This is a genomic window from Nonomuraea sp. NPDC052116, from assembly GCF_040680035.1.
Taxonomy (GTDB): Bacteria; Actinomycetota; Actinomycetes; order Streptosporangiales; family Streptosporangiaceae; genus Nonomuraea; species Nonomuraea angiospora_A.
Genome location: NZ_JBFAWA010000014.1, coordinates 35,826 through 55,237, shown reverse-complemented (window position 1 = coordinate 55,237; position 19,412 = coordinate 35,826). Strand labels below are relative to the sequence as shown.

Annotated in this window: 15 protein-coding genes; 10 read left to right on the top strand and 5 right to left on the bottom strand. The window is 73.5% G+C overall.

Annotated elements, in window-relative coordinates; all coding sequences use genetic code 11:
* Nucleotides 1-768 (bottom strand): alpha/beta hydrolase, encoded by a 768-nt coding sequence (locus AB0L65_RS26390; protein WP_364249945.1) that lies wholly within the window; start codon nucleotides 766-768, stop codon nucleotides 1-3.
* 74 nt (nucleotides 769-842) lie between these two features.
* On the opposite strand from AB0L65_RS26390, the gene AB0L65_RS26385 reads away from it, so the two are divergent.
* Genes AB0L65_RS26385 through AB0L65_RS26370 form a run of 4 tightly spaced genes read left to right on the top strand, consistent with a single transcriptional unit; the run spans nucleotide 843 to nucleotide 5,026 of the window.
* Nucleotides 843-2,090: a CoA transferase gene (locus AB0L65_RS26385; protein WP_364249942.1), complete on the top strand. Its 1,248-nt coding sequence runs from the start codon at nucleotides 843-845 to the stop codon at nucleotides 2,088-2,090.
* The gene (locus tag AB0L65_RS26380; RefSeq protein WP_364249939.1) at nucleotides 2,087-2,953 is read left to right on the top strand and encodes a MaoC family dehydratase N-terminal domain-containing protein; all 867 of its coding nucleotides are present in this window, start codon (nucleotides 2,087-2,089) and stop codon (nucleotides 2,951-2,953) included. The genes AB0L65_RS26385 and AB0L65_RS26380 overlap by 4 nt, the downstream gene beginning before the upstream one ends.
* A 1-nt stretch (nucleotide 2,954) precedes the next feature.
* Complete coding sequence (locus tag AB0L65_RS26375) at nucleotides 2,955-4,523, top strand: acyl-CoA dehydrogenase family protein (RefSeq protein ID WP_364250456.1); 1,569 nt, start codon at nucleotides 2,955-2,957, stop codon at nucleotides 4,521-4,523.
* Between the two features lie 50 nt (nucleotides 4,524-4,573).
* On the top strand, nucleotides 4,574-5,026 hold the full coding sequence (locus AB0L65_RS26370) for a GNAT family N-acetyltransferase (RefSeq protein ID WP_364249936.1): 453 nt from the start codon (nucleotides 4,574-4,576) through the stop codon (nucleotides 5,024-5,026).
* Here AB0L65_RS26370 and AB0L65_RS26365 read toward each other — a convergent pair whose 3' ends face one another.
* Together AB0L65_RS26365 and AB0L65_RS26360 are read right to left on the bottom strand one after the other, a co-directional pair.
* On the bottom strand, nucleotides 5,027-8,401 hold the full coding sequence (locus AB0L65_RS26365; protein ID WP_364249933.1) for a BTAD domain-containing putative transcriptional regulator: 3,375 nt from the start codon (nucleotides 8,399-8,401) through the stop codon (nucleotides 5,027-5,029).
* A gap of 35 nt (nucleotides 8,402-8,436) precedes the next feature.
* The gene (locus AB0L65_RS26360; RefSeq protein WP_364249930.1) at nucleotides 8,437-9,105 is read right to left on the bottom strand and encodes a hypothetical protein; all 669 of its coding nucleotides are present in this window, start codon (nucleotides 9,103-9,105) and stop codon (nucleotides 8,437-8,439) included.
* A gap of 158 nt (nucleotides 9,106-9,263) precedes the next feature.
* On the opposite strand from AB0L65_RS26360, the gene AB0L65_RS26355 reads away from it, so the two are divergent.
* Together AB0L65_RS26355 and AB0L65_RS26350 are read left to right on the top strand one after the other, a co-directional pair.
* Nucleotides 9,264-11,303 (top strand): histidine kinase, encoded by a 2,040-nt coding sequence (locus AB0L65_RS26355; protein ID WP_364249927.1) that lies wholly within the window; start codon nucleotides 9,264-9,266, stop codon nucleotides 11,301-11,303.
* Entirely contained in the window at nucleotides 11,293-11,940 is a 648-nt protein-coding gene (locus AB0L65_RS26350) for a response regulator transcription factor (RefSeq protein ID WP_350726960.1), read from the top strand. Before AB0L65_RS26355 ends, AB0L65_RS26350 begins: the two co-directional genes overlap by 11 nt.
* A gap of 39 nt (nucleotides 11,941-11,979) precedes the next feature.
* On the opposite strand, the gene AB0L65_RS26345 is transcribed toward AB0L65_RS26350, so the two are convergent.
* Entirely contained in the window at nucleotides 11,980-12,657 is a 678-nt protein-coding gene (locus AB0L65_RS26345) for a TetR family transcriptional regulator (protein ID WP_364249924.1), read from the bottom strand.
* Nucleotides 12,658-12,744: 87 nt separating this feature from the next.
* Here AB0L65_RS26345 and AB0L65_RS26340 point away from each other — a divergent pair, with 87 nt between their 5' ends.
* The 3 genes from AB0L65_RS26340 to AB0L65_RS26330 are packed head-to-tail and all read left to right on the top strand — an operon-like array spanning nucleotide 12,745 to nucleotide 16,231.
* Nucleotides 12,745-14,283: an acyl-CoA carboxylase subunit beta gene (locus AB0L65_RS26340; protein ID WP_364249921.1), complete on the top strand. Its 1,539-nt coding sequence runs from the start codon at nucleotides 12,745-12,747 to the stop codon at nucleotides 14,281-14,283.
* Nucleotides 14,280-14,477, top strand: a complete 198-nt coding sequence (locus AB0L65_RS26335; RefSeq protein ID WP_364249918.1) for an acyl-CoA carboxylase subunit epsilon — start codon at nucleotides 14,280-14,282, stop codon at nucleotides 14,475-14,477. Before AB0L65_RS26340 ends, AB0L65_RS26335 begins: the two co-directional genes overlap by 4 nt.
* 8 nt (nucleotides 14,478-14,485) lie before the next feature.
* Nucleotides 14,486-16,231, top strand: coding sequence for a biotin carboxylase N-terminal domain-containing protein (locus tag AB0L65_RS26330; protein ID WP_364250453.1), 1,746 nt, complete (start codon nucleotides 14,486-14,488; stop codon nucleotides 16,229-16,231).
* Between the two features lie 21 nt (nucleotides 16,232-16,252).
* Here AB0L65_RS26330 and AB0L65_RS26325 read toward each other — a convergent pair whose 3' ends face one another.
* On the bottom strand, nucleotides 16,253-17,605 hold the full coding sequence (locus AB0L65_RS26325; RefSeq protein ID WP_364249915.1) for a cytochrome P450: 1,353 nt from the start codon (nucleotides 17,603-17,605) through the stop codon (nucleotides 16,253-16,255).
* Nucleotides 17,606-17,775: 170 nt separating this feature from the next.
* Here AB0L65_RS26325 and AB0L65_RS26320 point away from each other — a divergent pair, with 170 nt between their 5' ends.
* On the top strand, nucleotides 17,776-19,275 hold the full coding sequence (locus AB0L65_RS26320) for a serine/threonine-protein kinase (protein WP_364249912.1): 1,500 nt from the start codon (nucleotides 17,776-17,778) through the stop codon (nucleotides 19,273-19,275).
* Nucleotides 19,276-19,412 lie beyond the last annotated feature (137 nt).

Here is a 19,412-nt window from a genome sequence, read left to right as displayed (position 1 = left end):
CTACCAGCCCCGGGAACGCAGGAAGGCGGCGCAGCGGCCGGTCCAGTCGCCCACGACGGGATCGGCCTCGGCCAGCCCCAGCCCGTGCCGGCCGCTGGGATAGACGTGCACCTCCAGGGGGATCCGGTGGCGGGCGAGCGCCCGGGCCACCTGGAAGGTGTTCTCGACGGGGACCGCCTCGTCGTCGGCCGTGTGCCACAGGAACATGGGCGGCGTGGCCGGGCCGACGCGGTCGCCGAGCGACAGCTCCGAGCGTACGGACTCGGGCGCGTCCGGGCCGAGCAGGTTGGCGGCCGAGCCCTGGTGGGCGGCCGGCCCGGTGAGCGCGGCGACGGGATAGCAGAGCACGGCGAGCCCGGGGCGGGGATCGGCCCGGTCGACGGCGTCGTGTGGACCCTCGGGCAGCATGGAGCCCGCCTCGGTGGCGAGCAGCCCGGTCAGGTGGCCGCCCGCCGAGAAGCCGAGCACACCCACGCGGGCCGGGTCCACGCCGGTCGAGGCGGCGTGGTGCCGCACCCAGCGCACCGCCCTGGCGGCGTCGAGCAGGGGCAGCGGGTGGCGGTGCGGCGCGATCCGGTAGCGCACGACGAACGCCGCGATGCCCAGCGAGTTGAGCCAGTGCGCGACCGGCGCGCCCTCGTGGTCGGCGAGGTGGTGGTAAGCGCCGCCCGGGAGGACCACGACGGCCGGGCTCGGGCCGTCGTGCCGTACGGGGAAGGCGGTGATGGTCGCCTCGCCGGTCGTGGGCCACAGGGGGTGCTCGCTCATGCCGTGCCTTTCTGGGTTGTCCGAGACGGATGTTAGCGAGGGCCCGATGTGAGCCGTTCGGTTAGGTTGGTCGGGTGCGTGATCGGGACCACCCGTTGAGCAAGGATGCCGCGCGGCCGCTGAGCGGGCTGCGGATCGTCGAGCTCTCCAGCTACGTGGCCACGCCGCTGTGCGGGATGACGCTGGCGCAGCTGGGCGCCGACGTGATCAGGGTCGAGCCGATCGGCGGCGCTCCCGACCGTACGCGCTGGCCGCTGGCCGAGAGCGGGACGAGCCTGTACTGGTCGGGCCTCAACAAGGGCAAACGCGCCGTCGAGGTGGACCTGTCCGCCGAGGACGGGCGCCGGCTCGTCGCCGACCTGGTCGTCGGCGGGGGACGGCGCGGCGGGATCGTGATCAGCAACGCCGACCGGCACCCGGAGCTGACCTTCGAGGCGCTGCGGGCCCGCCGCCCCGACGTGATCCACGTGCTGCTCACCGGCCGCCGCGACGGCGGGACCGCGGTGGACTACACGGTCCAGGCGGCGACCGGGTTCCCGCTGCTGACCGGCCCGGAGGACGCCGGGCAGCCGGTGAACGGCGTGGTGCCCGCCTGGGACCTGGCCGCCGGCCTCTACCTGGCGGTCGGGCTGCTGGCCGCGGAGCGGCACCGCGTACTCACGGGGGAGGGGCAGCAGGTGCGGGTGGCGCTGGAGGACGTCGCCCTGGCGACCGCCGGAAGCCTCGGCTACCTCGCCGAGGCGCAGCTGAACGGCACCTCGCGCGAGCGGATCGGCAACCACGTCTACGGCGCCTTCGGCCGGGACTTCGCCACCGCCGACGGCGGGCGCCTGATGGTCGTGGCACTCACCGAACGGCACTGGCGCGACCTCCTCGCCGCCACCGGCCTCACCGGCGTGGTCTCCGCGCTGGCCGCCGCCCTCGGGGTGGACTTCGGCGCGGAGTCCGAGCGCTACCGGCACCGCAGGGTGCTCGGCGACCTGATCGCGAGCTGGTTCGAGACCCGTACGCTCGCCGAAGCGGAAGAGGCGCTGCGGGCCACCCGCGTGCTGTGGTCGACGTACCGGAGTTTCACGGAGCTGGCCGCGACGCTGCCCGGGAACCCGCTGATGGGCAAGGTCGCCCAGCCCGGGGTCGGCGAGCACTGGGCGCCGGGCTCGCCGCTGGTGATGGACGGCGAGCAGGCCCCTCCTGAGGCGTCGCCGGAGGTCGGCGGGCACACCGAGGAGGTGCTGCGGGCCGAGCTCGGCCTGTCCGCTGCGGAACTGGCGGAGCTGCGGAAGAACGGCGTCATCCGGACGACACGGGGAAGGTCCACGTGAGCTGGGAACCGCACACCCTCACCACCCGGGAGACGGTGGAACCCGGCCCGGTCGCCGCGCTGTCGGCGCTGTTCGACGACGGCACGCCCGCGGTCGGCCCGGGAGACGCGCTGCCGCCGCTGTGGCACTGGCTCGCCCTGGCCCGCTGGCCCGTCTCGTCCGTGCTCGGCGCGGACGGCCATCCGGCGCGCGGGTCGTTCCTGCCCCCGGTGGAGCTGCCGCGGCGGATGTTCGCGGGCGGCGAGGTCGCCTTCCACGCCCCGCTCGCGGTGGGGAGCACGGTACGCCGCGAGGCGCGTGTCGAGTCGGTCACCGAGAAGCCGGGGCGCTCGGGCCGGCTGGTCGTCGTGGTCGTCGCCATCCGGCTGTACGACGAGCACGACCGGCTCGCCGTCGAGGAACGGCAGAACCTCATCTACCGGGAGGCCGGTGCCGTCCCGGACGAGGCCGCTCCGGCCGGGCCCGCGGCGGCCCTGGCGCCCGTCGGCGCGCCTTTCGCCCGGGCGGGGGAGGGTTCCTGGCGGTTCGCCACGGACCCGACGCTGCTGATGCGGTTCAGCGCGGCGACGTCCAACCCTCACCGGATCCACTACGACTGGCCGTACGCCACCCGCGTCGAGGGCTACCCCGGCCTGGTGGTGCACGGGCCCCTGATGACGCTCGCCCTGGCGGAGGTCCTGCGCCTGGAGGGGCGTGACGCGCCCGTGGCGCGGATGCGGCACCGGAACCGCAAGCCCCTGTTCTGCGGCCGGCCGGCGCTGCTGCGGCGGATCGACGCGGCCACGCTGGGCGTGTTCGGCCAGGACGAGGAGCCCCACAGCACCTTGGCGATCGAGTTCGGGGAAGGCGCCGGCCGTGCGTGAGATGACCGAGCCCGGCCGCGCGCGTGCCGTCGTGGAGGCGCTGCGGGGCGTCGTCGGCAGGGCCGCCGCCCACGTCGCCTCCGCGGACCGGGACCAGGCCGTGGCCTACGACGTGGCGTCGATGTCGGCGGCGGTCGCGGCGGCCGGAGCACTCCTCGACCACGTCGCGGACCCCCGCCCGGGCCACGGCGCGGACCTGGCGCTGCTTTATGCCGCCGACGTCGCCGCCGATCTGGCCGGTCGCCTGACCGGCAGGGAGTCGCTGTGGGGCGTGGACGGGGCGGCCCTGGACGGCGTCGCCGCCCACGTCGCCGCGGGACGCGACCCGGCGTTCCTGGAGCGCGTCGCCGAACGCGTGCTGGCCACCCGCGAGGCGGGGCCCCGGCACCTGTCCGCCGAGCTGCAGCTGGTCCGCGCCGCCTTCCGCGAGTTCGCCGCCGACCGCGTCGTCCCCGTCGCCGACCGGATCCACCGCGACGACGAGGACATCCCCGCCGACATCATCGACGGGCTCGCCGGCATGGGCTGCTTCGGGCTGTCGATCCCGGCCGAGTACGGCGGCGGCGCCGAGGGCGACGAACTGGCCGCCATGGTGGTCGTGACCGAGGAACTGTCCCGGGCCTCGCTGGGCGCCGCCGGCTCGCTCATCACGCGTCCCGAGATCATCGCCACCGCGATCGCCCGCGGCGGCACCGAGGAGCAGAAACGGCGCTGGCTGCCGATGATCGCCTCGGGGGAGCGGCTGTGCGCCGTGGCGGTCACCGAGCCCGACTTCGGCTCCGACGTCGCCCGGATCACCACGAGCGCGACCCGCGACGGCGACCAATGGGTGCTGAACGGCGTCAAGACCTGGTGCACCTTCGCCGGCCGGGCCCACTACCTCCTCGTCCTGGCCCGCACCGACCCGGCCGGGCACCGGGGCCTTTCGCTCTTCGTGGTGGACAAACCCTCCTTCACCGGTCACGAATGGCGCCTCACCCAGGAGGGCGGCGGGTCCGTCGAGGGACGTGCCATCCGTACGCTCGGCTATCGGGGCATGCACTCGTTCGAGGTGCGCTTCGACGGCTGGCGCGTCCCCGCGGCCGACCTGATCGGCGGGGAGGGCGGTCTCGGGCGCGGGTTCTACCTGCAGATGCAGGCGTTCGCCAACGCGCGGCTGCAGACCGCCGCCAGAGCCGTCGGGGTCATGCAGTCGGCGCTGGAGCTGGCCGTGGACTATACGCGGCAGCGGCCGGTCTTCGGCCGGCCGCTCGCGGACTACCAGCTGACCCGCGCCAAGATCGCCAGGATGGCCGGGTCGATCGCCGCGTGCCGGGCCTTCACGTTCGCGGCGGCCCGGGCCGTGACGGCCGGCGACGGCCAGCTGGAGGCCGCGCAGGTGAAGCAGCTCGCCTGCCGGGCGGCCGAATGGGTCACCAGGGAGGCCCAGCAGCTGCACGGCGGCTACGGGTACGCGGAGGAGTACGGCATCTCCCGGCTGTTCGTGGACGCGCGCGTGCTGTCCATCTTCGAGGGCGCCGACGAGGTCCTCGCCCTGCGGGTGATCGCCCGCAGGCTGATGAAGCCCTGACGACGAAATCGGTTGGCGGAGGCCGCTGATCGGCCGAGATCATGGCCCTCATGTCGATCCGTACGGCCCGTGAAGCCGATCTGCCCGCCCTGCTCGCCCTCGCCGTCGCCTTCTACGAGGAGGACGGCTTCACCACGCCGGAAGGCGACCTCAGCGTCAACCTCACCACCTTGATCACCTCGCCCGCGGCCCGGGTCGCGGTGAGCGAGGAGCACGGCCGGATCATCGCGTTCGCGATCACCACGACCTCGTTCGGGCTCGAGTCCGGCCTGATCGCCGAGCTCGAAGACCTCTACGTCACTCCGGAGGCGCGCAGGCGCGGCGAGGCGAACCGGCTGATCGAGGACAGCCGCAGCTGGGCCGCGGAGCTGGGATGTTCCCTCCTGGAGATCGTGATCGCCCCCAACGGCAACGACGTGAGCCATCTCTTCGCCTTCTACGGCAAGCGCGGGTTCCAGGACGAGGGGCGCCGCCTGCTCAGCCAACCGCTGTCCAGGACGTGATCACGCTCTGGTGGCGACCTGGAGAGGCCGGCGGACGCCGGTGGCGGCGGCGCGGTCGCGCCACCAGTGCAGGCCGGCGGCGTCGGCCTGCTGTTCGAGGGCGGTGAGGTGGGCGGTGGCGGCGTCGTGATGGCCGGTGGCGGAGGCGAGCAGGGCGAGGTACCAGTCGACGGGGCCCAGGCAGAGCACGGCTGATAGGGCGGAGATGCGGCCGCTGTAGGGGAGCAGGGCGGTGTAGGCGCTACGGCATTCGTGGGTGCGGCCGAGCGCGGCGACGGCGGCGGCGCGCAGGCAGGTGGCCGACAGCCAGGACCAGTCCCGGGGAGGGGCTTGACGGGGGCCGCCGTTGAGGCGCCGCGCGTGGTCGAGGTGGCCCTGGGCGCACAGGTTCAGGGTGGTGGCGTCGTGGTGCAGGGTGGGATGGACGCCGCGGACGGCGGCGATGAGCGGCGCGGCGTCGGCGATGGCGCCGCAGTGGTAGCTGAGCGCGAAGCGGCCGGTGGCGACGGTCTGGCGGGCGTGCCAGAGGTTGAGGCGGCGGGCCTGGTCGTCGGCGTCGTCGTAGAGGCGGTCGGCCTCGTCGAAGCGGCCGTCGAGGGTGAGCCGGTTGGCGTGCCAGAGGGTGTGCTGGAAGCGGGGCCAGGGCAGCGGGTGGAGTTCCAGGAGGGCGTCGCAGCGGGCGGCGGCCCGGTCGGCGCCGGCCACGTCGAACGCCTCCAGGCGGCCGCAGGCGTCCACCATGCCGGCGAGCAGCTCGACCTGAGGGTTGTCGGTGTGCTCCGCCAGGTCGTGTAACTCGCCGGTGAGGTCCGTCAATCCGGTGAGGGCCCGGGGCCGGGGGATGGTGAGACGGCGGTCGTCGCAGGTGCCGGTGCGGGTGCGGGTGAGCGGGCGGGGGTCGTCCGCCGGGTGCTGGCCCGCGTGGTACTGGGCTGCCGGGTGCCGGTCCGCCACGGGCAGGCCCGCCAGGTGCCGGTCCGCGAGTGGCCGGTCCGCGAGGTGCCGGTCCGTCAGGGGCCGGTTCGCTTGGTACGGGTCGCGCAGCAGCGACAGCGACGGCTTGCCGAGCGCGGTGAGGGCGCGTACCACCAGCCCGGCGCCCGCGTCGGCGCGGTCGGCGGCGCGCAGGGCGGCGGCTCCGGCGCGGCGGGCGGCGTCCCGGTCACCGGTCGCCTCCAGGGCCTGGACGTGGTGGAGCAGCAGCTCCACGTGCTGGGCGGGGTCGCCGCCCGAGGCGTCGTGGGCGGCCACCGCATGGCCCCACCACCCGGCCGCCTCCGCGTACGCCAGGCGCAGGCCGGCCTGCTCCGCGGCGGCCACGGCCCAGCGGACGGCCTCGCCGTGCGAGCCCGCCTGGACGGCGTGCCAGGCGATGGCGGCCACGTCGGCCGACGGGCGGGCGGCCAGGGCGGCGGCCAGGTCGCGGTGGACGGCGGCCCTGCGCCGGGGCGGCAGGCCCCCGGCCAGCGCCTCCCGCACCAGATCGTGCACGAACACCAGCCGCCCACCCCCGGCGACGGCCGGCTCCACGCGAAACGCGCGCCCGCCCCCGACGGGCAACCCCGCGCCGGCGGCCCGACCAGGCGCATCCTGCGCGCCGGGCAACCCCACGTCGGTGGCGAGGTCGAGGGCGGCGTTGGGGACGGGTAGTCCCGTGCGGGCCGTCAGGTCGGCGGTGGGGGAGAGCAGGCCCGTGTGGGTCGTCAGGTCGGGGGTGGCGCTGGGGGAGAGCAGGCCCGCGCGGGTTGCGCGGTCCAGCAGGTCGGCCGCCTCGGGGCCTGCGACCTGCGTCACGATCGCCGGGTCGAACTCCCTGCCGAGCACCGCCGCGACCGCCAGCACGTCCGCGACCTCGGCGTCGAGCTGCGACCGCACCAGCCCGGCGACCGTCTCCGGGACGGCGTCCACGGCGTGTCCGCCGGCCCGCAGCCGGAGGCATTCCCGCACGAAGAAGGGGTTGCCGCCGGTCCGGTCGGCCAGCCGCGCCGCGGCCTCGGCGTCGAGCTCAACGCCCAGGCCGGCCGCCATGGACCGTACGGCCTCCGGCGCCAGGCCGCGGACGCGCAGGCGGACGAGGTCGTAGCGGGCCAGCCGGCTCAGCGGGTCGTCGAAACCCGGGCGGAACGCGGCGACCAGCGTGACGGCGGCGCCGTCCAGCCGCAGGACCAGGTCCCTGAGCAGGTCCAGCGACGCGGAGTCGGCCCGCTGCAGGTCGTCCAGGACGATCACCAGCGGCCGGACGCGCGCGGCCGCGGCCAGCCACCGCGCGACGGAGTGCGCGTCGGCCGGGCGGTCCGCGTCGAGCAGGCCGGCCAGGGTCTGCCGGTCGCCGGGCGGGCAGTGCTGTTCGAGCGTCCGCAGCACCTGGACCCACGGCCACAGCGGCGGCAACCCTTCGGCGTCGTGGCAGCGCCCCCAGAGCACGAGCTGCCCGAGCGCGGCCGAGCAGTGCTCGCCGAACTCCTCCAGCAGGAACGTCTTGCCGATCCCCGCCTCGCCGCTCACCGCCGCCAGCCGCAGGCCGGCGCGGGCGGCCCGCTCGGGCAGCGCCATCAGCTCGGCGAGCCGGTCGTCCCGGCGAGCCGGTCGGGGCTGGGGAGGCACGACCAGGGTGGCCGGGGCGGCCGGCTCCAGGGAGTCGGCCTGGCGGAGGATGTCCTGTTCGAGGGAGCGCAGCTCGGGGCCGGGGTCGAGGCCGAGCTGGTCGGCCAGCTGCCGGGCCGCGCGGCGCAGTACGGCCAGCGCCTCCGCCTGCCGCCCGGTGCGGTACAGGGACAGGGCGAGCAGGCACCACAGCCGCTCGCGCAGCGGGTTCTCGGCCGTCTCCGCCTCCAGGTCCGTGATCACGGCCTGCGGGCGGCCCAGGTCGAGCAGCGCCCGGGCGCGCCGCTCGAGCGCGACCAGCCGCAGCTCGCGCAGCCGGCTCACCTCGGTGAGGGCCCAGGTCTCGTCCCCGAACTCCCCGTACGGCATGCCCCGCCACAGCCCGAACGCGGCGTCCAGGCAGGTCAGCGCCTCCCCAGGCGACTGGAACTCCGACCGGCCCACCAGCTCCTCGAACCGCGACGCGTCCACGTCATCGGCGGCCAGCAGGTAGCCGGGAGGCCGGCCGATCAGCACCTTGGGCTTGGCCCACGGGCCGCGGTCCGGCTCGATCGCCCGGCGCAGGTTCGACACGTACGAGTGCAGCGACGACAGCGCGCTGGGCGGCGGCGTGTCCCCGTACATGTCATGGATCAGGGTGTCGGTGGAGACCACGACCCCGCGTGCGATGAGGAGCCGGGCCAGCACCGCGCGCGGGCGGGCCCCGCCCAGGCCGACGGGCTCCCCGTCGTCGGCACGGACCTCGAGAGGTCCCAGAACTTGAAATTCCACAGCACGTCCGGTTCGCTCAGGCGGATCTGGAGAAGTCAGGCGGATCTGGAGAAGAGGGTGGCCGCGGGCCGCAGGGCCATCAGCAGGCCGAGCGCGGCGTACCCGATGACCAGGTGGGTGCCGCCGACCCAGCGGGCCAGCTGCTCGCCGACCAGCAGGTAGCAGGGGACGGTCACGACCGCCCAGCTCTCCGCGATGAGCGGCCACCAGCGCAGCACCCCGCGCCACCGCGCCGTGAAGGCGAGCTTGACGCTGATCGCGGCCATGCCCAGCATCGACAGCGGCCAGCAGATGTCGAGGAAGGCCAGCCAGGTCTCGTCCTTGACGCCGTCCGGCAGGACGCCGTGCAGCAGCGACCAGACGCCGGCGAGGCCGAGCACCGCGGCCTCGAGCTTGAGCGCCACCGCGGCGCCCCGCGAGGTGCCGATCGCCCGCGTCTTCATCTGCACCCAGAGCAGGCAGAAGATGCCGAGCTGGAACACCAGCCCGGTCAGGTCGATGATCCGCTCGCCCACGCCGACGCCTTGCGTGCCGTGGATGTAGATGGCCGTCGCCCAGGTCAGCGAGCCGACCATCAGCCCGATCCCGGCGCGGCGGACGGCGCTCTCGCTCACCGCCGGCGCGGCGCCGGTGTCGGGGGTGGAGTTGAGCACTTGGGTGTCCGTACGGGCCCGGGCGGGCTCGTTGCGGATGTGGGAGTCCATGGGGTTCCTTCCGGTTTGTTGCGATGCCCCAACGATGTCCGCCCGCTGTCCCGGGCCGGCAGAGCCGCCCGTCCCTGATCCGGTCCCGAGGCGCCCCGCCGCGTCCCGGGACAGGCTGTCCCGGGACAACGGGACACATATCCGGCGACAATGCTCAGGTGACAAAAGCCAGCCGCCTGTCCGCGATCCCGGCGGCGCTCGCGGTCGTGCTCACGGTCGGCACGGTGCTGCTGGACGTCCGCAATTCCGGGATCTCGTTGCCGCCCGGCGCGGGCCTCGAAGCCGTGAGCTGGCCGGCCGCGGTGTCGGGCCTGGCCCAGGCGGTGCCCGGCGCGCTGCTGCTGCGGCGGCTGCCCCGGCATCCCGTCGCCTGGGTGCTGACCCTGTCGGGCGTGCACTGGGCGCTGAACGGCTTCTCCGGCGCCTGGTCGGTGTACGCGATCTACACCTCGCCCGGGGGTTTCGCGGCCGCGCCGGCCTACTGGTTCTACGCCCGGTTCGGCGCGGCGCTGCTGGTCGGGCTGCCGCTGCTGATCCTGCTCTTCCCCGACGGGCGGCTGCCCGCCGCCAAGGGCTGGCGGCGGCTGTCGATCGCCGGTCTGGGGCTGGCCGGCTACCTGCCGCTGGTGTGGCTGTTCGTGCCGGCGTCCGCGATGATGCGGTTCGAGAACGCCCCGCTGCCCCCGGAGATCCTGCGGCTCGGCCTCGACGCCGTCAGCCTGGAGCTGTCCTACGAGACGTGGGCGGTCCTGCTCGGCCTCGCCCGAGCAGGGGCGGCGGTGAGCCTGATCATCCCCTGCGCGGTCATGGTGCACCGCTACCGGCGGGCGGACGCGGAGCGGCGCGCCCAGATCCGCTGGCTGACCTGGGCCGCGCTGGCCGACATGTTCGTGCTCCTGGTGCCCCTGGAGCAGCTGTCGTCGGTGCTCCTGTGCGTCGGGATCGCGCTCACCTCCGCCGCGGTGCTGATCGCGGTGACCGAATACCGCCTGTACGACATCGACCGGCTGCTGCCGGCGACCTTCCTGTACGGGATGCTCGCGGTCCTGGTAGTGGCGATCGACGTGGCCGTGTTCACCGTCGCGGGCAGCGTGCTGGGCGAGCGCGACTCCGCGCTGGCCGCGATCGCGATCGTCTCGGTGGCCTACGCGCCGCTGCGGACGTGGTTGTGGCGGGCGGCGCGGCGGCTGGTGCGCGGGGCGCGCGACGACCCGTACGCGATGGTCTCGACGCTCGCCGAGCGGCTCGAGGTCACCACCGAGCCCGACGCGCAGCTCGCCGCGCTGGCCCACACGGTGTCGGAGGCGTTCCGGCTGCCGTACGTACGGGTGGAGATCGAGCGGCCGGGCGGCGTGCGCACCGTGGTCGAGCACGGTGTCCCGGACGGGCCGCAGCTGTCGCTGCCGGTCGCCTACCGCGACGAGGCCGTGGGCCGGCTGGTCCTGTGCCGGGCCGACCTGACCGAGCGCGACCAGCGGCTGCTCGGCGACCTCGTCCGGCAGGCCGCCCAGGCGGCGCGGGCCAGCGAGCTCAGCGCCGACCTGCAGCGCATCCGCGCCAGGCTCGTGACCGCGCGCGAGGAGGAGCGCCGCCGGATCCGGCGCGACCTGCACGACGGCCTCGGCCCCAGCCTCGGCGCCGTCGCGCTGCGCATCGAGACCGCCCGCAACCTGGCCGCCACCGCGCCCGCCGAGTCCGACCGCATCCTGGAGCAGACCGCGGCCGAGGTCTCCGTCGTGCTGGCCGACGTCCGCCGCCTGGTGCACGACCTGCGCCCGCCGGCGCTCGACGAGCTCGGCGTGCTCCGCGCCGTGGAGCAGCAGGCCGACCGGGTCCGCTCCGGCGGCCTGCAGATCGCCGTGACCGGCGACGACGCGCTCGGCTCGCTGCCCGCCGCGGTGGAGGTGGCCGCGTACCGGATCGTGTCGGAGGCGCTGGCCAACGTGGTGCGGCACGCCGCGGCGACGCAGTGCGAGATCATGCTCGGTGTGCGCGGGCGAACCCTGGAGATCACGGTACGCGACGACGGCCGCGGCATCGGCCACGACGTCGAGGCCGGGGTCGGTATGTTGTCCCTGCGCGAGCGGGCGGCCGAGCTCGGCGGGGAGTGCCAGGTCACCTGCCCGCCCGGCGGCGGGACGCTCGTCCGCGCGCGACTTCCCCTCGAACAGACCACGGAGGTGGCCGGTGTCCGATGAGACGATCCGAGTGCTGCTCGCCGACGACCATCCGGTCTACCGCGACGGGCTGGCGGCGCTGCTGGCCTCCCTGCCCGGCATCGACGTCGTGGGCACCGCCGCGGACGGCCGGCAGGCCGTCGCGCTGGCCGCCGACCTGCAGCCGGACATCGTGGTCATGGACGTCAGCATGCCGGAGCTGGACGGCATCGAGGCCACCCGCCGGGTCGTCGCCGACAGCCCGCACATCGGGGTGGTCATGCTGACCATGTCGGAGCAGGACGCCACCCTGTTCGCGGCGATGCGCGCCGGAGCCCGCGGCTACCTGCTCAAAGGCGCGAACCAGGCCGAGATCGTCCGCGCCATCCAGGCCGTCGCCCACGGCGAGGCCATCTTCGGGCCGTCGATCGCCCGGCGGGTGACCGAGTTCTTCACCGCGCCGCCCACCGAGGATTCGGCGTTCCCGCAGCTCACGCCGCGCGAGCTGGAGATCCTCACGCTGATCGCGGCCGGCCGGTCGAATCCGCAGATCGCCTCGGAGCTGTTCCTGTCGCCCAAGACCGTGCGCAACAACGTGTCCAACATCTTCGCCAAGCTGCACGTGGCCGACCGCACCGAGGCCATCATCCGCGCCCGCGACGCGGGCCTCGCCCGCTGAGCCCCTTCGAAAAGAGGGGGTTGTCAGGGGTTGCGTTCTCTACGTGGACGACTCCAGGTGCTGCTGGATGACGGCCATGACGTCCTGGGGCGAGGCCGCGCGGCTGAAGGTGGCGACGACGATCTGGTCGCCCTTGTCCTGCGGCTGCTCCAGGTGGCGGAAGGTGGCGATCACGTACCGGAGCGCGTGGTCGAGGGGGCCTGAGGGGTCGTACGTGCCGCCCGCGCGCAGCCATCCCCGCAGCACCTGGTTGTGCGCGGCCACCACGGAGGCGGCCATGAGCTCGGCGCGCAGGCCGGCGTCGGGGGAGTCGCCCAGCCACTCGCCGACGAACTCGCGGAACAGCCGCTGGTAGCGGGCCACGCTGGCGATCTCCCTGTCGCGTAGCGCCGGCACGCGGCGGACCAGGCGATATCGGCGCAGCGACACCTCCGCGTCGTCCACGTAGTGGGCGAGCACGATGCGCACCGCGTCGGTGATGGCGACGATCGCGGTGTCCGCGGTCGAGGCCCGCAGCCGCGCGGCGATCCTCTCCAGCAGGGTGTCGTGGTCGGGGAAGATCGCGTCTTCCTTGGAGCGGTAGTAGCGGAAGAACGTGCTGCGGCTCACGCCTGCTCGCGCGGCGATGTCGTCGACGGTGGTCTCGTCGTAGCCGCGCTCGTCGAACAGCGCCACGGCGGCTTCGGCGAGGCGCTGGCTGATGGGCGGTTTCGACATGTGGTCATTCTCTCGAAAGTTAGGGGTATCCAAGCTATCGAAACTGAGTATCGTCAATATGAAACTGAGTCTTATTGGCGGTGGTGCATGTCAGCGCAGGGCACAGCGGGTAGCCTGGCCCGCCTCAAGGAGCGGTTGGACGAGGCAGTCCACGTGGGCGAGGCCCGGGCGGCGGCCAAGCAGCACGCGAAGGGCAGGCTGACCGCCAGGGAGCGGATCGAGCGGCTGCTGGACGCGGGCTCTTTCGTCGAGCTGGACGCGCTGGCCCGCGGCGGGCTGGTGTACGGCGACGGCGTGGTGACCGGTTACGGGACGGTCGACGGTCGCCAGGTGTGCGTCTTCTCGCAGGATTTCACGGTGTCCGGCGGAAGCCTGGGGGAGGTGTACGGGCAGAAGATCTGCAAGGTCATGGACCTGGCCATGAAGAACGGCGTGCCGATCATCGGCATCAACGAGGGCGCCGGGGCGCGGATCCAGGAGGGCGTGGTCTCGCTCGGCCTCTACGGCGAGATCTTCCGCCGCAACATCCGGGCCTCCGGCGTGATCCCGCAGATCTCCCTGATCATGGGCGCGTGCGCGGGCGGCCACGTCTACTCGCCGGCCCTCACCGATTTCACGATCATGGTGGACGAGAAGTCCCACATGTTCGTCACGGGACCCGACGTGATCAAGACCGTCACCGGTGAGGATGTCACCTTCGAGGAGCTGGGCGGCGGCCGGGTGCACAACAGCCGCAGCGGCATCGCCCACTACCTGGCCCATGACGAGGACGACGCGCTCGACTACGCCCGGGCGCTGCTGTCGTACCTGCCGCAGAACAACCTGGACGACGCGCCGCACCCCGAGTTCGAGGCCGATCTGGAGGTCGGCGCCGACGACCTGGCGCTGGACGCGCTGGTGCCGGACTCGCCGAACCAGCCGTACGACATGCACGAGGTCATCGCGGCCCTGCTGGACGACGGCGAGTTCCTGGAGGTGCAGCCGCTGTTCGCGCCGAACATCGTGGTCGGCTTCGGGCGCGTGGAGGGCCGGTCGGTGGGCGTGGTGGCCAACCAGCCGATGCGGCTGGCGGGCACGCTCGACATCGACGCCTCCGAGAAGGCCGCCCGGTTCGTCCGCACCTGCGACGCGTTCAGCGTCCCGGTGCTCACGCTCGTGGACGTGCCTGGCTTCCTGCCCGGCACCGAGCAGGAGTGGAACGGCATCATCCGGCGCGGCGCCAAGCTCCTGTACGCCTACGGCGAGGCCACGGTTCCGCTGGTCACGGTGATCACCCGCAAGGCGTACGGCGGGGCGTACGACGTGATGGGCTCCAAGCACCTGGGCGCGGACGTGAATCTGGCCTGGTCCACCGCGCAGATCGCGGTGATGGGCGCCCAGGGCGCGGTCAACATCCTGCACCGCAAGCGGCTGGCCGCCGCCGACGACCCCGACGCGCTCCGGGCCGAGCTGGTGCGCGAGTACGAGGACACCCTCGCCACCCCCTACCTGGCGGCCGAGCGCGGCTACGTGGACGCGGTGATCGCGCCGAGCGAGACCCGGCGCGAGGTCACCCGCGCGCTGCGGCTGCTGCGCGGCAAGCGCGACGCCCTGCCGCCCAAGAAGCACGGGAACATCCCGCTATGAACGTAATTAAGGGCGACCCCTCGCCGGAAGAGCTGGCCGCGCTCGTCGTGGCGCTGCGCGCTCTCGCAGATGACGACGTTTCCGAGCCGCCCGTCGGTGGCTCGTCTGCGCGCCGCCGTGTGCTGCGCCGCCCGTTGGTGACCGGCCCCCGCGGATGGCGGGAGTCGAGCTGGAGTCTTGGAGGATCCCTGTGAGCACGACCTTGCGCAAGGTGCTCGTCGCCAACCGCGGCGAGATCGCCGTCCGGATCGTCCGGGCCTGCCGCGACGCCGGGATCGCCTGCGTGGCGGTCTACGCCGACCAGGACCGCGACGCGCTCTTCGTCCGGATGGCCGACGAGGCGTACGCGCTGGGCGGCGCCACGCCGGGGGAGACGTACCTGTCGATCGAGAAGATCATCGAGGTGGCCGCGCGGTCGGGCGCCGACGCGGTGCACCCCGGGTACGGCTTCCTGGCCGAGAACTCCGGCTTCGCCGAGGCGGTCATCGACGCCGGGCTGGTGTGGATCGGGCCGCCGCCCGCGGCGATCACCGCGCTCGGCGACAAGGTGCAGGCCCGGCACATCGCCCAGAAGGTCGGCGCGCCCCTGGTGGCCGGGACACCGGACCCCGTCGCCGGGGTGGAGGAGGTGCTGGCGTTCGCGGCGGAGCACGGCCTGCCCATCGCGATCAAGGCCGCGTTCGGCGGTGGCGGGCGGGGGCTGAAGGTGGCGCGCACCGCCGAGGAGATCCCCGACCTGTACGACAGCGCCGTGCGCGAGGCCGTGACCGCGTTCGGGCGGGGCGAGTGCTTCGTGGAGCGCTACCTGGACCGGCCCCGCCACGTGGAGACCCAGTGCCTGGCCGACGCGTACGGCAACGTGGTCGTGGTCTCCACCCGCGACTGCTCGCTGCAGCGCCGCCACCAGAAGCTCGTCGAGGAGGCGCCCGCCCCGTTCCTCACCGGCGAGCAGGAGGCCCTGCTGCGCCGGAGCTCCAAGGCGATCCTGCGCGAGGCCGGCTACGTCGGCGCCGGGACGTGCGAGTTCCTCGTCGGCCAGGACGGCACGATCTCCTTCCTGGAGGTCAACACCCGCCTTCAGGTGGAGCACCCGGTCACCGAGGAGGTCACCGGCATCGACCTGGTGCGCGAGATGTTCCGGATCGCGGCGGGGGAGGAGCTCGGCTACGACGATCCCGAGCCGCGCGGCCACTCGATCGAGTTCCGGATCAACGCCGAGGACGCCGGACGCAACTTCCTGCCCGCCCCCGGCACCATCACCGGCTGGCGGGCCCCCTCCGGCCCTGGCGTCCGCCTCGACGCCGGGTACGAGCAGGGCGAGACCGTGCCGGGCGCCTTCGACTCGCTGATCGCCAAGCTGGTCGTCACCGGGGCCACCCGCGAGCAGGCCCTCCAGCGGGCCGGCCGGGCGCTGGCGGAGTTCGGGATCGACGGCATGCCGACCGTGCTGCCGTTCCACCGGGCCGTCGTGGCGGAGGAGGCGTTCACCGCAGAGCCCTTCACCGTGCACACCCGCTGGATCGAGACCGAGTTCGACAACCTGATCGCCCCCTACGACGGTGTGCCCGGCGAGGCCCCGGAGCAGGGTGAGCGCGAGCGGATCACCGTCGAGGTGGCGGGCAAGCGCCTGGAGGTCGTCCTCCCCGCCGGCACCGCGAAGCCGCGCGCGGCCGCCAAGGCCGCCCCCCGGCGCGAGAAGAGAGGCGCGGCCAAGGCCGCCGCCGGTGGGAACGCCCTGGTCAGCCCGATGCAGGGCACCATCGTCAAGGTGATGGCCGCCGACGGCGACGACGTGGTCGCCGGGGCCACCATCGTGGTGCTGGAGGCCATGAAGATGGAGCAGCCGCTCACCGCCCACAAGGCCGGGACCATCGTCGGGATGTCCGCCCAGGTCGGGGCCACGGTGGCGGCCGGGACCGTGATCTGCGAGATCAAGGACCCGGCCTGACGCCGAGGCGGACCCGGCCGATCAGCGCTTGAGGCGCAGGCCGCGCAGGAAGCCCCACAACCCGCCGGACCGGGACGAGTCCGCCTGGGCCTCGCCCGCCGCGGACGGCTGAGCCGCGGGCGCGTCGGCGCCGTCGGCGGCGCGCTCGCCCGCCGGTACGTAGCCCTCGGCCAGCTCGAACTGGACCGGCAGGGACCGCAGGGCGCGCATGAAGGGGGAGGGGCGCCAGGGCAGCTGGTCGGCCGGGAGCGCGAGCTTGATCTTGGTGAGCCGGCTGAACAGCCGGCGTACGGCGATCGTCGTCATCTGGGTCGCCAGCCGGTGCCCCAGGCAGCTGTGCGGCCCCGCGCCCCACGCCAGGTGCGCGCGGGTGCTGCGGATCGCCTCGTGGTCGAGTGCCCCGGCGAAGCGCGGATCGGCGTGGGCGCCCGCGACGGAGAGCATCACCGGGTCGCCGGCGGCGATCGTGTAGTGGCCCATCTTCACGTCGGTCTTGGGGAAGCGGAAGGTCAGGTTGGCCATCGGCGGGTTGAGCAGCGCGACCCGGTTGACCGTCTCGTCGATCGCGCCCACCGACAGGCTCGCCCGTACGTCCCGGTTGGAGACGACCTCGACGACGACGTTGCAGACGAGGCTGGCGGTGAAGTCGAGCAGGCCGGGAAGCATGAGCAGCTCGCGGGCCAGCTCGTCCAGCGTGAGGTCCGGAGCGGCCGCGATCATGTAGGAGGGCAGGTCCTCGCCGGGCCGCTCCCGCTTGGTGGCCGCGAGCTCCGTCATGGCCGCGTACAGCCGCTCGAACGCCGCGGCCGCGTCGGGCCCGGCGTCGATCATCCGCCAGATGTCCATCACGACCTCTTCGCCGCGTGCCGCGGAGAAGCCGAGCATGCGGTTGGCGACCATGAGCGGGAGCGGCCGGGCGTACTGGGCGGCCAGGTCGGCCCACCCCGTGGAGCCGCCCTCGGCCAGCACACCGATGAGGTCGTCGGCGTACTGCACGACGGCCTGTTCGAGCAGCTGGGACTGCGGCTGGGTGTGGTCCTGGAACGGCGCCAGCGCCTGCGTCCACGCGTTGCGGAACCGGCGCTGCGCGGCGCCCTCGGAGAAGGCCGAGTTGTTGATCTGGAAGACGGGCAGCAGCGGCCAGTCCGCGGGGATCCGGCCCTCGACGTTCATCCGCCATCTGTCCACGCTCTTGGTCCAGATGCCGCCCGAGTTCTGCAGGACGCGGAGCACCTCCTCGTAGCCGAGGACGAACCAGACCGGCACGCCGAGGACGTCGACCGGGGCGACCGGGCCGTACCTCTTGCGCAGGCGTTCGTGGACGAAGGCGGGGTCCGCGTCGTAGTCCCTGGTCAGCAGCGGTTCTACGGACATCGACAGCAAGGGTTCTGCGGGCTGCTGGGCCCATGGGCCGTGGGTCACGGGGATGAACTACCTCTCTGGGAGCTTTGGGCCGGTTCGCTCAAGAGATCTGAAAGCATCACGCAAAGCGCCCGTCATGGCAAGAGGAAAGTGTACGGCGTGTCCTGAATCATGGACGCTGCGTGGTCTCGGCGGCCTTTCAAGTGATCTGCTATCAAACGTCATGCATCGACGATCACAATCCTCAGGTGAGCCCTGAACCCCAGCAAATAGGCCCATACACCATCATCCGCCCCTTGGGCCAGGGCGGTATGGGGGTCGTCTACCTGGCCCGGGACCAGGGATCCCGGCTCGTCGCGCTGAAGAGGCTGCGCGAGGGACCGGCCGGCGACGCGGGCTTCCGCCGTCGGTTCACCAGGGAGGTCGAGGCGGCGCGCAGCGTGGCCCGCTTCTGCACGGCGCCGGTGCTGGACGCGGGCATCGACGGCGAGAGCGCGTACATCGTCACCGAGTACGTGGACGGCCCCGATCTGGCCACCGCCATCAGGAAACGCGGTCCGATGGCCGGGGCCGACCTGGAGGCCCTGTCCGTCGGCGTGGCGACCGCGCTCACCGCCATCCACCAGGCCGGGGTCGTGCACCGCGACCTGAAGCCGCAGAACATCCTGCTCAGCCCCGTCGGCCCGCGAGTGATCGACTTCGGCATCGCGCAGCTCGTGGAGCCGGACGCGAGCCGGTCCACCGGGATCGTGGGGACTCCGGCGTACATGTCGCCGGAGCAGGCCACCGAAGGCCGGATCACGGCCGCGAGCGACGTGTTCGCCTGGGGCGGCGTCGTGGCGTACGCGGCGACCGGCCGGCCGCCGTTCGGGTCGGGCGGCGCGCCCGAGGTGCTGTTCAGGGTGGTGCACTACGCGCCCGAGCTGACGGGGCTGGACGAGCGGCTCAGGCCCCTGGTGGAGCAGGCGCTGGACAAGGACCCGGCGCGACGGCCCACGGCCCAGCAGCTCCTCGACCGCCTGCTCGGCCGGGAGTCGGTGTCGGTGGACACCGGGGTCCGCACGGTGAGCAACTCGTGGGCCGCCTCGCGTGCCCGCCGCCGGGACGCGCCGGCGACCGGCCGCTGGAAGGCCCCGGTGGCGGTCGCGGCCGCGCTCATGGTGACCGGGGCCACGGTCACCGCGGCCTGGCATCCTTGGGAGACGGCCGCCCACGGCGGAGGAGCGTCCCCGGTCACCGCAACCTCCCCGGCGGCGTACGACGGCGGCGTCCCCCCGCTCGCGCAGCAGGACACGTCCGTGCGGAACCTGGACGGCCAGCGGGTGCCCGTCCACATCACGATCGACAACCTGTACCGCGTGGACGGAGACCTCCGGCTTGAGCTGACCGTGCGGAACGACGCCAAGGACGGCGCGTACGCGGACCTGTACACGATCCTGGGCCGGGACTCGGAGGATCTCTCGAGCATCGGCCTGACCTACAAGGGCGCGCCGAGGACGCTCCGCCCCTTCATCGAGAAGGACGGTTTTTGCGTCTGCTCCAGCTGGACCTCGGTCAACAACATCGCCCCGGCCAAATCCCAATTCCTCGTCGCGGAGTTCGACAACGTGCCGTGGACGGCGAAGAGGGCGGACCTCGACCTGCTGGGGCTCGGGGAGTTCAAGGACGTCCCCATCACCTGATCCAGGCAGCATAGTGGAGCCTTGGCGGGATATGTCCTACTCTGGGGCTGCGAGGGGAGTACTTCCCAAGTGCCGATCCGGTCAGTACGGACGTACCATGCGTCCCCGGACGGCCGCCCGCTACCCCCGGGTGAAGG